This is a genomic window from Burkholderia anthina (assembly GCF_001547525.1).
In the GTDB taxonomy this organism is placed as follows: Bacteria; Pseudomonadota; Gammaproteobacteria; order Burkholderiales; family Burkholderiaceae; genus Burkholderia; species Burkholderia semiarida.
This window is the reverse complement of the sequence record NZ_LNJP01000003.1, coordinates 1,520,661-1,534,348: the sequence shown is the minus strand read 5'-3', so window position 1 is coordinate 1,534,348 and position 13,688 is coordinate 1,520,661. Positions and strand designations below refer to the sequence as shown.

The window sequence follows — 13,688 nt, the reverse complement described above, 5'->3', positions numbered from 1 at the left end:
GCTCGCAACCACGGATCCCGCCAGCCAGCCGGTGACGCGACGCCGCTTCCCTCCCCCTCCTACGGCCGCTCGCGCAACGCGGCCTCGATCTTGCGATCGGTCTTGTACTGGCTCAGCGCATACACGGACCAGATCGCGGCCGGCAGCCAGCCGATGATCGTGATTTGAAGGATGAGACAGATGATCCCCGCGATCGGGCGACCGATCGTGAAGAACTGGAACCACGGGAGCAGCAGGGCAAGCAGAAGGCGCATGAACGATCCTTTCGGTACGTCGTTGAACGGGTGATACCCGGCCAATATGGCGGGTTGCGCGCCCCGTTTCAAGCCCGCGCACGACGTTCGCCGGGCGAAACGCCGTGCCGATGCCTTCGCCCACGCCGAACCGGCCAGCCCCTGCGCGACACGCGCGACACCGCGACGAGCGCGATGCCCGTCGCCGCCCATGAAGGGGTCGCGATCCGCTGCCCTCGCGTGCGCCGGCCCCGCGCGGCAGGATTTTTTTTCGGCTTGGCCCGCGACTATTGGCGTGTAATAAAGGGTTTTCCCTGACCCGGAGCACGAGTATGTCGACCCTGGAAGCCCTCCGGTTCGTGCTGGACGATGCACGTACCCCCGAAATCATTCGCCATCACGTCGTCGACGCGCTGCAGTACGCGCTGCGCAACTATGGACAGGTGTTCACCGCGAAGGAAGTCGAATGGCTGACGCAGTGGGACGACGCACGTCTGCCGCTAGCCGCGAGGAAGGAGCTGGACAAGCGCGAACCGGCGATCGCCAGCCGCTGAAAAAAAGCCGCCGCGCCCGACGGGTGCGGGCGCGGCGGCGGATGACGGCTGGCGATAACGCTTACTGCAGCCCGAAGTCGACGCGGGTCGTCGCGCCCTTGTCCGAGATGCCCTTCGCGTCGAGCTTCGGCGCGACGACGAACATGCGGCTCGAATCGATCTTGCCGTCGAGATACTGGCGCACGGCCTGGGCGCGCTGCTGCGCGAGCGCACGCAGCGCGTTGTCGTCGGCGGGTGCGTGATCGGCGAGCGCCTGCTTCATGTCCGCATCGGGCAGCGTCTTCTGCAGGCCGACGAGGTTGCGCGGCTTCTTGAAGTCGGCGGCCTTGTACGCGCGCGTCAGGTATTTCGAGTATTCGGCCTTGTCGACCTTCACCGACATCGGATCGACGCTCTCGCCCTGGCCGATCACGTCCTTCAGCTTCTGCTGACGCACCAGCCGCTCGACGTACGCGTCGCGCAGCCCCGGCGTGTCCTGCGCCGGATCGACGCGGCCGATCAGGTCGAGGCGGATCGACGGCTTCTCGGTCAGCATCTTCACGACCGTGTCGAGCTTCTTCTCCTGCGCGTCGGTCAGCACGTACGAACCCGGCGCGAACTCGACGTAGCCGAGATCCTCGCCGCCGCCCCCGCCGAACGCATTCGCGAGCAGCGTGAACGGCGACGTGACGGCCTTCGCGATCAGGTTCAGCACCGCGCGCCAGATCAGCCCGCCGACGCTGAATTCCGGATTCGACAGCGAACCCGACACCGGCAGGTTCACGTCGATCTGGCCGCGCGTGTTCTTCAAGAGCGAGATCGCGAGCTTCACCGGCAGCTTCGTCGCCGTGTCGTTCTCGATGTGGTCGCCGAACGTCAACTGGTCGATGAAGATGTGGTTGTTCGCCGACAGCTGATCGTTCGCGAGCTGGTAGTGCAGATCGACGTTGAGCTTGCCCTTCGTGATCGGATAGCCCGCGTACTTCGCCGAATACGGCGTCAGATTGGTCAGCTCGATGTCGTGCGCTGTCGCCGTGAGGTCGAGCGCCGGCTTCTCGATCAGCGGATTCACCGAGCCCTTGATCGAGATGGGCCCGTTGCCCGCGAGGTTCGCGGCGACGTCGACCGGCGCGGACGTCGTCGAATCCGTGCCGAACGCGCCGACCGTGCCCTTGATCGCGACGAGGTTCGCCGTGTAGTTCGGCTTGATGAAGTTGTCCGTATACGTGACGCGGCCGTTCTGCAGCACCAGTTCGCCGAAGTGCATCCGCACCGGGTTCCGCGGCTGCGGCGCGGCCTTCACGACCACCGTCGCCGACGCGGCGGCCGGCACGGACGCCTGCTGCGCGGCCGCGGCCGATGCGGCCTGCGCGGCGGCCGGCGGCGTCACCCCCGGCGACAGCGGCACCGGTTCGCCCTTGCTCGCGTCGCGCGTGAGCGACTGCGCGGGGCCCGTCTCCTTCGCGACCACGTCTTTCAGGTTCAGCCGCCCCTGCGCGTCGAGCAGCACGCGGCCGTAGAAGTTCGAGAACGTCACGCGCGCGGCGTCGACGTCGGTGCCCTTCTCGTCGTAGTTCGCCTTCAGGTTCGACAGCGCGAGCGAGCGCCAGCCGGCGAACGGGTCGGAGGTCGCCTTGTCGAGCATCCGCACGTCGACCAGCGCGACGTCCCCGCGATAGGTCGCGCGCGGCGTGTCCTTCACCTGCGCGAACGTCAGGTTGCCCTGCGCGTTGAGCAGCGCGCTGGCGATCGTCGCGTTCAGCGCGCTGCCGAAGTACGGCTCGAACGCGGCCGCGTCGAGGCGGTTGCCGTTGATCTTCAGGCCGAGCTTCAGCGGCTGCGCGGTCACGTCGCCCGTCACGTTCAGCGCGCCCTTGCGGTTCAGCGTCGCCTTCAGTTGCACGGGCAACGGCTTCGTCAGGTCATCGCTGATCTTCTGCACCGACAGGTCGAGCGGCTTGATTGCGAGCTTCACCGGGCGCGGCGTCGACAGGTCGGTGAAGTTCGCCGCAGCGTCCTTCACGTTCAGCGCATCGATCCGGTAGTGCCACGACGGCGCGGCGGCCTGTGCCTTGCGCGCGACCGTGCGCGGCGGCACCGCCGCCTGCGCGGGTTCGGCCAGCGCCGCGAGGTCGATCTTGCCGTCCTTCAGGCGCTTCACGTCGAGCGCGAGCCCGCTCGCGTCGACGCTGGCGATCTCCGCGGTGCGCGCGGCGACGTCGACCTTCGCGATCTTCGCGGTTGCGTCGGGCAGCACGATGGCCGGCGCCTTGTTGTCCGGCGCGGCGATCTTCAACGATTTCAGGCTGACCGTGCTGTCGGCGACTTCCGCAGCGAGCGGCGTCTTGCCCCAGTCGGTCTTCGCGTTGACGGTCGCGCCGAGCGTGCCGTCGAGCACGCGCGCGCGCGTCGCCTCGCCAAGGTACGGCTGCAGCGCGGGCAGCGCGAGCGCGTCCACCGTCAGCTTCGTGTCGGCCTGCTTCGCCGCGAGGTTGAACGCGCCTTCGGCCTTCACGTCGCCGCCGCGCGACAGCGACGTCGACAGCGTGTATTTCGCGGGCGTCTTGCCCTGCAGCGAGAAGCCGTCGAGCGTCGCGGCGAGCTTCGTCAGCGAGATCGCGGTCGGCGTCGCCGGCACGCGGTCGTCGACGTTGATCGTGCCGCCGTCGATCGCGACATGGCGAATCGTCAGGTCGAGCGGCGGCGCTGCCTTCGCGGCGGCGCCGCCTTCGGCCTTCGCGCCGCTGGCGGCGGCGACGGCGGCACCGGACGCGGCGGACGCGGCGGACGCACCGGAAACGGCGGCGGCCGACGCGGCCGGCTTGCCGGTTTCGGCCTTCGGCGCGGGGGCCGGCTGCGCGACGAGCTTCTCGACGTTCAGCACGCCCTGCTTGTCGCGCGACAGGTCGACCACCGGCTGGTCGAGCCGGATCTCGTCGAAGTGCATCGCGTTGCGCAGCGGCTCGAGGCCGGCCGCCGCGACGTGCACGCCGCGCGCGGCGAACAGCGGCGCCGACGCGCGGTCGGTCACCTTCGCGTCGTTCAGGTCGACGGTGCCCGACACGCGCAGCGCGGGCGTCTCGCCGCTCATCACGAAATTGACCGTGAGGTTGCTGCTCAGCAGGCCGCTCGTCACGGCCACCGGCAGCTTCGCCGGCACGTACGAGATCAGCTTCGGCACGTCGAGCCGGTCGAACTTCAGCGCGATCTCCGATTCGCGCGACTGCGCGAACGGCTTGGTCTTGCCGTCGATCGAGATCGGGCTGCCGTCGAAGCGCGCACGCAGCTTCGGCTCGACGAAGATGTCCGTCTTCGAGGCCAGCGTCGCGATGTACGGGATGCCGAGCGTCCAGTTGTCGACGACGTGCTTTTCGTTCAGCAGGCGATCGTCGAAATCGATCCGGCCGTCGTTGACCTGGATGTTCGACACCGAGAACTGCGTCGGCTTGCTGTCGGGCGTCGGCGACGGCGACGAGAACTTCTCGATCAGGTCGGTGAAGTTGAAGCGCTGCGCGTCGTAGCGGACGACGTGAAAGCGCGGCGAATCGAGCCGGATTTCGTTGACGATCGGCGCGCCGCGGAACAGCGACGACCACGACGGCCTCACGACGAGCTTGCCGATGTCGATGAGGTCGCCCTGGCCGCCGCGCTCGCCGAGGTGGATGCCTTCGGCTTCGAGGTTCAGCGTGTACGGGTTGAGTGCGATGCGCTGGATCGTGGCCGGCCGGTCGAGCTGCTTGCTCAACTGCTGTTCGGCGACATGGCGGATCAGCGGCGGCGCCGCGAAGAAGCCGAGCAGTCCGAATAAAACGACGAAGATCAGCACGCCGATGCCGATACGCCGGGTCCGGCGCGAGCGTGCAACGCCGCCGAGGGCATGGAGGGTCGAGGGTAAGGTTTCTTTGTCTGCGCTTGCCATGCTTGAATGCCTCGGGAATGGATGCCGGGCCGCACCGGAAAACCGGGCGGCCGCGCACGCTATCCCGAAAGTATAGGCTCAGGAGGTGACGGTACGGCGGTCGGGCGCCGCCGCCGCACCCGCCGGTCAAACAACGGCGGCGGTCAACCGGTCATTTCCGGACGATGGCGGGCGGCATCCACGACCCGTCGCTCGCTTGCGGCTTCGGCGCGTACAGGCGCAACGCGAGCGCGAAATCGGTACGCGGCGCCGGCAGCCAGTTCGCCGCATGCGTACCGCCCGGCGACGCCGACACGACGACGTCGATCGAGCCGTCACGGTTGCGGCGCAGCCGGTCGCGATCGCCGAGCGAGCGGCGCGCCGACCCGACGTCGGGCAGCGCGCCGTTGGTCGTGTACGGCGTGAGCGTCCAGAACGCGCGCACGGGCGGCAGCGCGCCCGGCGCGAAATGCAGCACGTAGCGGTTCGCGCCGTTCAGCGCATGGCCGTCGCTGTCGACGCGGGTGATCGCGAGCGTTTCGTCGTCGCGCGTCGCGGTACCGAATTGCGTGTAGGCCGCGTACGCGCGCAGCGCGTAGTCCTGGCCGTACTTGCCGGCCGTGTCGCCGATCCAGGTCCAGCCGTTCGCGTTCAGCAGGTTCGACGGCGGCGTCGCGAGCCGCGCGCGCGCCTCGGCGACGCCGGCCGTCGCGGCCGTGAGACGGTCGCCCGTCCACAGCACCGGGTAGCCGGCCGTCACGCCGATGTCGGCGAGCGATTCCTGCGCGTGCGCGTCGTCGGCCGGCGGCGGATTGTCCTGCAGCGCCCGCGCGAAGCGCGTGAAGAACGCCTTCGGGTCGAGCGCGTCCACCTGCTCGGCCGGCGTGCCGCCGCCCACCGCTTCGGACGGCGCGCTACCCGCATGGACCGCCACCGACGCGCCGCGCTCGGCGCCGGTGTAGACGGACAGCGGCACCACGCGGATCGCGCGCTGCAGCTTCTTCACGTTGGTCAGGTCGCGCCCGCCGCTCGTCTGCAGCCGCACTTCGAGCCACGCATTGGCGGACGGCACGTCGACGCGCAGCACGCCCTTCGGCAACGTGCCCTGCCAGTCCTTCGCGGCGAAGGCAATCGTTTGCGATCGCCCGGCGCCACGGGGGCCGCGCGCCGCGACGCTCGACGACGACCACAGCACGTTGGTCCACATGTCGAGCGCGCGTGCGTCCCAGTAGCGGCCGCGCGTGTCGGGCAGCGTGACGATCACGGGTTCGGCGGCGACGTCGAGCCAGCCGGTGGAGTCGAGCGTGTCGACGCCCGGCAGCGGCGGGTTGACCGCGCCGACGGGCGGCAGCGCCTGCGCGTGGCGCAGCGTGTTGAGCGGCGCCTGCCCCGGTTGCGCACCGTCGCCGCCCGTCGCCGCTTCCTTCGCGACGTCCATCAGCACGAGCGGATACGCATAGATATAGGAGTCGGCGACTTCCGCGCGCATCCAGCCGGTTTTCCGCTGGATCGCGTCCGGTTGCGACGCGCATCCTGCAAGCAATGCCGCCATCGCCAGCGACGCGCACGCGCGTCGCAGGGAAACTGATTCTCGCTGGTTTTCAATCATCGATTACTGGCCGAATATCGTTCTTTTCAGTCAACGCCTTGTTCGTCTCACGAACCCGAACAAGGCACCCCAGCGTGCCCGGATGACCGTTTCGCAACGTTTCGTAACGGTGGGCGCTGATGTCAGGCCGGTATCATAGCGCCTAAGGGCATCCCCCAATATGCCGAATAACGGGTGAAACGCTAGTTGAACCGTCAAAAAATCTGAAACGTTTCACGGGATTCAGCAAAAATCCGGAACAACGCCGGCAACCTCAGCCAGTTGCCCGTAAACGCCTCGCGAGCGCCAAGCTTGGTCCTCAGCGCGCACCGGCTGTCCGTCCGGAAGCCGGGCGATCGCTTTTTCCGTGTTGTGACACCCTGTGTGCATCGGCTTGCGCCGCATCGTCGCCGGTACTTGACCTTACCATCATGGGAATGTTGATACTGGAACCATCCGCGGCACGAACCGCGCTTTTGGGGAATCCGACATGACTGAACCACTCGCCTCCGCGGCGCTGCAAACGATCGAGCTGAGCGTCGACGGCATGCATTGCGGCGGTTGCACGGGCCGCGTGCAGCGCGCGCTGGCCGCCGTGCCGGGCGTCGTCGATGCGGCGGTCGATCTCGACGCGCATGCGGCGACGGTTACCGCGCAGGAAGCGGTCGAGCCCGGCCGGCTCGTCGACGCGATCGGCGAGGCCGGCTATCGCGCAACCGTGCGCGAAGCGGTAACCGAAACGGTCGCGGCCACGCCTTCGTCGGAGAACGCGTCACACGCGGCACCACCGCCTGCGCCGGCTGCCGCCGCGACGATCGAACTCGACATCGACGGCATGACCTGCGCGTCATGCGTGTCACGCGTCGAGAAGGCGCTCGCGAAGGTGCCGGGCGTCACGCGCGCATCGGTCAACCTCGCGACCGAACGCGCGACGGTCGACGCATCGGCCGACGTATCCACCGCCCAGCTTGTCGAAGCGGTGAAACAGGCCGGCTACGGCGCGACGCCGGCTGCCGTCGCCACGCCCGTCGTCACCTCCGCTGCCGCCGACGTCGAACTCGACATCGGCGGCATGACCTGCGCGTCCTGCGCCGGCCGCGTCGAAAAAGCGCTGGCCGCCGTGCCGGGCGTCGCGCGCGCGACGGTCAATCTCGCGACCGAGCGCGCGTCGGTGCACGGCGCCGGCGCACTCGATGCCGCCACGTTGATCGCCGCAGTCACCACGGCCGGCTACCGTGCATCGCTTCCCGCCGCCTCGCCCGTCGGCGCATCGACCGGCGCCGATGCACGACCGGCCGGCCCCGCGCAGGACCCCGACGCGCGCAAGCGCCGCGAAGCGATCCGCGAACGCAACCTCGTGATCGCGGCCGCCGTGCTGAGCGCGCCGCTCGTCGCGCCGATGCTCGCCGCGCCGTTCGGCATCGACCTGATGCTGCCCGGCTGGCTCCAGCTCGTGCTCGCATCGATCGTGCAGTTCGGCTTCGGCGCGCGCTTCTACCGCGCGGCCTGGCATGCGGTGAAGGCGCGCACCGGCAACATGGACCTGCTCGTCGCGCTCGGCACGTCGGCCGCGTACGGGCTGAGCCTGTGGATGCTGCTGCGCGATCCCGCGCATCCCGGCCATCTGTATTTCGAGGCGTCGGCCGTCATCGTCACGCTCGTGCGCTTCGGCAAGTGGCTCGAATCGCGCGCGAAGCGCCAGACCACCGACGCGATCCGCGCGCTGAACGCGCTGCGCCCCGACCGTGCGCGCGTCGTCGAGCACGGGGTCGAGCGCGACGTGCCGCTGTCGCAAGTGCGCGTCGGCACGCACGTCGGCATCCGGCCCGGCGAGCGCGTGCCCGTCGACGGGCGGATCGTGTCGGGCCGATCGCACATCGACGAATCGCTGATCACCGGCGAAAGCCTGCCCGTGCCGAAGGACGACGGCGATGCCGTCACGGCGGGCTCGATCAACGGCGAAGGCGCGCTCGTCGTCGAAACCACCGCGATCGGTGCTGAAACGACGCTCGCGCGCATCATCCGCCTCGTCGAATCCGCGCAGGCCGAGAAGGCGCCGATCCAGCGGCTCGTCGATCGCGTCAGCGAGGTGTTCGTGCCTGCGATCCTCGGCATCGCGGTGCTGACGCTCATCGGCTGGCTGCTCGCCGGCGCCGGGATGGAAACCGCGATCCTCAACGCGGTCGCGGTGCTCGTGATCGCGTGTCCGTGCGCGCTCGGTCTCGCGACGCCCGCCGCGATCATGGCCGGCACGGGCGTCGCGGCCCGGCACGGCGTGCTGATCAAGGACGCGCAGGCGCTCGAGCTCGCGCAGCGCACGACCGTGATCGCGTTCGACAAGACTGGCACGCTGACCGAAGGCAAACCGTCCGTGACGGCGTTCGACGCCGTCGGCATGCCGCGCGACGAAGCGCTCGCGCTCGCCGCGGCCGTGCAGCGGCAGAGCGACCATCCGCTCGCGCGAGCCGTGGTTTCCGCGCATGAGGCGGAGGTGGCCACACATGGCGGTGCGGCTGCGTCGGTCGTCGCGACCGACGCGCGCGCGGTGGCCGGGCGCGGCGTGGAAGCACACGTCGGCGGGCAGCGGCTCGCGCTCGGCAGCACGCGCTGGCGCGACGAACTCGGCATCGCGGCGCCGCCGGCGCTCGACGCGCGCGCCGCGGAACTCGAACGCGCCGGCAACACGATCTCGTGGCTGATGCGTGCCGATGCGCCGCGCGCGGTGCTCGCGCTGATCGCATTCGGCGACACCGTGAAGCCGGGCGCCCGTGACGCGATTGCAGCGCTGGCGGCGCGCGGCGTCGCGAGCGCCCTCGTGACGGGCGACAACCGCGGCAGCGCGGCGGCCGTCGCGGCGGCGCTCGGCATCGGCGAAGTGCACGCGCAGGTGCTGCCCGACGACAAGGCGCGCGTCGTCGCGGAACTGAAGCGCACGCACGGCGGGATCGTCGCAATGGTCGGCGACGGCATCAACGACGCGCCCGCGCTGGCCGCGGCGGACGTCGGCATCGCGATGGCGACCGGCACCGACGTCGCGATGCACACGGCCGGCATCACCCTGATGCGCGGTGACCCGGCGCTCGTCGCCGACGCGATCGACATCTCCAAACGCACGTATCGCAAGATCCAGCAGAACCTGTTCTGGGCGTTCGTGTACAACCTGGTCGGCGTGCCGCTCGCCGCGCTCGGGTTGCTGAACCCGGTGATCGCGGGTGCGGCGATGGCGTTTTCCAGCGTCAGCGTCGTGACCAACGCGTTGCTGTTGCGGAGATGGAAAGGCCGCGCGCGTTGAGGCGGCAGGCGGTGATTGCCGGATGGCCGAACGGGGCGTTCGGCCAACGGGAAGGATAAGGAAGCGTGCCGGTGTTGGCCGGCTATGCGGCGTGCCGAACCGGCAGCATGTGAGGACGCACCCGGGCCGACGGATTCAGCCCGACACGACCGGCTTGATCAACGTCGTGGTAATCGGTACGAACCCACACGCGCGATACAGCGCACGCGCCGCCGCGTTGTGATTGAACACCGACAGCCCGATCTCGGTGACGCCGTACCGGCGCGCCTCGGCGTCGAGCGCTCCGAGCGCGCGCGTGGCCCAGCCCTGGCGGCGCCGGGACGGAACGATGTCGAGGTCGTAGATGAACAGCGTACGGTTCGGCCCTTCGGGCACGATCGCGTACCAGAGGTCGCCCACCGTGTCGCCGGTGGCGGCGTCGATGAGCGTGACGAGGGTCTGGCCGGCGGTCAACAGGCCGTCCGGCAGCAGCATGTCGAAACAGGCGCGCGCACGGTCGGCCGCGTCTTCGACAGCATTTTGCCCGGAAGAAACGAGATCGCGCGCGTAGCCGTCGATAGCTCGCGTGCGGTACCCGTGGAATTCGCCGGCCGTCATCGGCCGCATCTGCAGCATGGCCCGGTCGCCGTGAACGGAATCGAACTTCCAGTGTAGCGGGACACTCGCACCGGCGCGCGACGCGGGGGTGGAAACGGGCAGGCAGGGGCGCCGCGCCGAATCAGCGAATCAGCGAATCAGCGAATCAGCGAATCAGCGAATCAGCGAATCAGCGACGGTACACGACGATCGGCACGAGGTGCGCACGGCGCACGCGCTCGGCTTCCGCATGACGCGCGGCGTACGAGTAGTCGGCGTCGAGCGGCAGGTGCGGGGACACGAACAGGTCGTCGATCTTTTGCAGCAGGGCGAGGATGAAGCTCATGTGAAACTCCTGACAGATGTGGCTAGGGTTTTCCCTTAGATGAGCTCCATTCTAAGGGTTTTCCCTGAACTCTGCCAGCGAGTGCATCGGTTTGCCGCACGTGGACGACAGCCGATCGCCGTCGCGGAACGGCGACCCTTGCTCCGTCGGGGTTACAGGATAGGGTCGGAAGGATTAACGCGCGCGGCGAACCCGTTTCGCCACAGCCGCCTCGCGGTTTGCGTTGCGCTGAAGCCGGTCGACTTGCGACAGGAGCGCTTCGTGATGCTCCTCGAGCGTCATCAGCGTGGCCTGCTGCGTCGACAGATCCGCCGCGAGGCGATCGATCCGCTGCTGCTTGGTGGCAACGTCCTGCTTCAGGTGCGCGATCTGCCGCGTTTGCAGCACCAGCGCGACGAGCGCGGCCAGCACGACGACGGCCAGCGCGAGCAGCAGCCGGTTGACGCGGCGCATCTCGCGATCGGCCGCGCCCGTCAGGCCATCCACGTCGGATTGCAGCGCGGCGAGCCGGTCGGTCAGCGGGCGCAGGTGCGTGTCCGGATCGAAGGCCGGCGCGGCCGGTTGTGCACGCTCCGACGATGGCTTGGTCACGAACGATGCGGCGGAGGCCACGGGCTGCGTGACCGGCGGCGACGAAGCGTCCGGCTGCGCGGTGGTGTCGCGGGGCTTCGGAGCATGCGCGGCGATGGCCGGTTCGGGCGGTCGTGCCGGTTGTGCCGGTGTCTGCGGCTCGACCGGCGCGGCGGCGAGCGGCGGCAGGTTCGATTCAAGCCCTTCCGGCTTCGAGCCGACGCTCGTTGCAACCGCTACGGTTTGCGTTGCCGCCGCTTCGTTGGTCCCGGTAGCCGCTCGGCGCTTGCCGCCCGACGACGCGCGGCGTTCCTTCGCGGCATCACCGGAAGATTTCCCTTCGCGGGATTTGACGACTGCCGCCTCGACCGCAGGCTTCGCGACTTCGCCGTCTGTCGCCTGCGATTCCGCCGCCTGCGCCGCCTCGCCATCGGCGGCTTGCAGTGTCGTCTCGGCCTTCGCGGCGCCATCGATCACCGGCACGTCGACCTGCGTGACGACGCGATCGCCGGCAGGCAAAACCACTGCCTCCGTTGCACGATCCTCTGCAGATGTACCGTTGATGTTCGCGGCCAAACCGCCTTCAGGCGTCGAAACAACCGCGGTTGCCACATCGGGCGCCGCAGCACTTTCCGCTTCCCCGAGCCCCGCGGCAGCCGCATCCGCCGGCGGGCTGAATCCATCCAGCGTGGCCTGTCGCCCGTCGTCGGCGTCGGCCGACTCATCGGCTTCCACGATCGCTTCATCGCGCGCCGCAACCGGCATGCGCTCGCCGGGCTCGGGCACCGGATCGCCGAACAGGTCGAGCGTCCGTTCGTCGCGCGGCGCGTCGCCGGCCGCTGCGCTGCCGGATCGCGCCGTCGCCCCGGCGGACGTGCTGCCTGCGGCAGCGGCCGAGCGCGGGCGGGAACGGGCCGACGAACGGGCGGAACGGGAGCGAGGCGTGGAAACGGATTCGGTCACGTCTGCCAGATTATCGTCCAGGGACATCCAGTGAAATCCTATTGTTCTTCAACAAATCAATAACTTGCGTCTTCAGCCCATCCAATTTGCTCTGACTCCATCCAGCCTGTCCAGTCATCCCCGATGGGCTACGCGATGGGCCAAAAACCGATGCTAACCGACAAACAAGCCAAAGCGCTCAAACCAAGCGGCAAACCCGTCTTCGACGGCAAAGTGACTGGACTGCTGCTCACTCCAACGAAATCGGGCTGCAAGTGGGCCTCGCCGTGTGACTGGCAAGCGACGCAGGCCTCGGCACGTACCCTGAAATCTCCATCGCTGAAGCGACGAACGTGCCGATCGGCAATCCCAGCTGGCAGGCAAAAAAGCATTCGGTTAGTCGCAAATATCGACGTATTTTCCATTACCGTTGTATCGACGATCACTCGCGGTCGCCGAGCGCGAGCGCCGACGGTCCGTCGCGTGCGCACTTGCTTGACCGGCTCGGGGATCGCCAGCCCACACTGGCCCAGCCTTGAAGCCTGCGGCCGGCACGTTGCTGCGCTACCGCTCGACCACCGGCGCCGGAACGTGTAAATACGGAAACGTCGCGGGGATCGTGTCGACCGTCGTCTCGCACAGCATCGGCAAGCTCATGATTCGACACGCATAATCGTGCGCCGGCAATGTAGTCACATCGCCGGGCGTTACGCAACGATCGACCCTGTCGACCGATGCAACAGGCGCGTCAGCGCAGCTGGGCACACTAACCGTCAGCGTCGCCAGCCCGCGCCGCTTCAGCATCGGCAGATACCGCGCGAACTGCACGACATCGCCGAGCCCCTGTTCCGGCCAGACGATGAGCGACTTCCCGTCGAGCGTCTCGCCCGCGCCGCGGCGCTGGCAGGTCCGGCGTAACGTGATTCGATGCATCAGCGCCCCAATGCGACGAGAGTCGGTAGCGCGCCTCGTAAAGCCGCAGCCCTCCTCGTACTGCCCCATCGCGAGCAGGAGCAGGGTTCAGGTTGAATATCGTCGGCACACGGCCAGGATCGGGCGTCAACGCACGTCTCAGACACGCGACGGCCTCGCTCAGGCGGCCGGCGTCATGCAGCAAGCGACCCAGGTTGTTCCCGGCTTCTGGTCGACGTGGCGGGTGATGCTTCGCGAGTTCGATCGCCGGAACAGATGGGAAGCGATCTACCCGTCCCCGAAGATCAACGATCTACTGGATAAAATTCTGCTCTCTTCGCGGTACGTAGCCAGTCAAGTGCCAGCGGCCGTCGGGTTCGAGGCGGAAGCTCAGCTTCTCGAACATGGTGGCGCCGCTCGCCAGCGTCGTCGCGTAATCGACGTTCGCGTAGAGCCCGTCGGGCATCCCGCTTGCGTGCTCGTAGCGGATGCGCGTGACCTGCGCCCAGCCGCGATGGCTGACCGCGCCGACCGACTGGCGTGCTTGCTGCATCTGCGCCGTGAACTGGTCCTGCTTGATGCGCGCCTTGAGGAAGGGTGCGGCGTCGGTCCATACCGCGCCGTACAGGCCTGAATCGAGCTGCTTGAATACCGCATCGGAATCGCGGAGCAGCGTGTCGGCCGATTCACCGGAAGATTGCGCGTGTGCGCCGATCGCGATCGATGCGGCGGCGCAGCCAATCAGCCATTTTGCACGGATAAGGGTCGGGCGTGCGTTCATTGTCGGGTCCGGAAAGG

10 protein-coding genes are annotated in these 13,688 nt (G+C 68.4%); 2 read left to right on the top strand and 8 right to left on the bottom strand.

Annotated features, from left to right (window positions below; all coding sequences use genetic code 11):
• Positions 1 to 59 precede the first annotated feature (59 nt).
• Positions 60 to 254, bottom strand: a complete 195-nt coding sequence (locus tag WS64_RS26900; protein ID WP_059641396.1) for a YqaE/Pmp3 family membrane protein — start codon at positions 252 to 254, stop codon at positions 60 to 62.
• Between the two features lie 311 nt (positions 255 to 565).
• Between WS64_RS26900 and WS64_RS26895 the strand changes: the two genes are divergently transcribed.
• A complete protein-coding gene (locus WS64_RS26895) occupies positions 566 to 787 on the top strand; it encodes a hypothetical protein (RefSeq protein WP_059641394.1) in 222 nt (73 codons plus the stop codon).
• Positions 788 to 848: 61 nt separating this feature from the next.
• On the opposite strand, the gene WS64_RS26890 is transcribed toward WS64_RS26895, so the two are convergent.
• The gene (locus tag WS64_RS26890) at positions 849 to 4,685 is read right to left on the bottom strand and encodes a DUF748 domain-containing protein (protein WP_060968244.1); all 3,837 of its coding nucleotides are present in this window, start codon (positions 4,683 to 4,685) and stop codon (positions 849 to 851) included.
• 151 nt (positions 4,686 to 4,836) lie between these two features.
• Complete coding sequence (locus WS64_RS26885; RefSeq protein ID WP_060968243.1) at positions 4,837 to 6,273, bottom strand: DUF1254 domain-containing protein; 1,437 nt, start codon at positions 6,271 to 6,273, stop codon at positions 4,837 to 4,839.
• Between the two features lie 469 nt (positions 6,274 to 6,742).
• Here WS64_RS26885 and WS64_RS26880 point away from each other — a divergent pair, with 469 nt between their 5' ends.
• Positions 6,743 to 9,544: a heavy metal translocating P-type ATPase gene (locus tag WS64_RS26880; protein ID WP_081103938.1), complete on the top strand. Its 2,802-nt coding sequence runs from the start codon at positions 6,743 to 6,745 to the stop codon at positions 9,542 to 9,544.
• A gap of 135 nt (positions 9,545 to 9,679) precedes the next feature.
• Here the strand turns inward: WS64_RS26880 and WS64_RS26875 are convergent, their stop codons facing one another.
• From WS64_RS26875 to WS64_RS26860, 5 genes are all read right to left on the bottom strand, one after another.
• Positions 9,680 to 10,159: a GNAT family N-acetyltransferase gene (locus tag WS64_RS26875; RefSeq protein WP_059641383.1), complete on the bottom strand. Its 480-nt coding sequence runs from the start codon at positions 10,157 to 10,159 to the stop codon at positions 9,680 to 9,682.
• Positions 10,160 to 10,310: 151 nt separating this feature from the next.
• Positions 10,311 to 10,466, bottom strand: coding sequence for a hypothetical protein (locus WS64_RS35015; protein WP_167351646.1), 156 nt, complete (start codon positions 10,464 to 10,466; stop codon positions 10,311 to 10,313).
• Between the two features lie 174 nt (positions 10,467 to 10,640).
• On the bottom strand, positions 10,641 to 11,999 hold the full coding sequence (locus tag WS64_RS26870; protein WP_060968242.1) for a hypothetical protein: 1,359 nt from the start codon (positions 11,997 to 11,999) through the stop codon (positions 10,641 to 10,643).
• Positions 12,000 to 12,542: 543 nt separating this feature from the next.
• Positions 12,543 to 12,911: a hypothetical protein gene (locus tag WS64_RS26865; RefSeq protein ID WP_155720484.1), complete on the bottom strand. Its 369-nt coding sequence runs from the start codon at positions 12,909 to 12,911 to the stop codon at positions 12,543 to 12,545.
• Between the two features lie 292 nt (positions 12,912 to 13,203).
• On the bottom strand, positions 13,204 to 13,671 hold the full coding sequence (locus WS64_RS26860) for a DUF4019 domain-containing protein (protein WP_060968240.1): 468 nt from the start codon (positions 13,669 to 13,671) through the stop codon (positions 13,204 to 13,206).
• Positions 13,672 to 13,688: the final 17 nt, after the last annotated feature.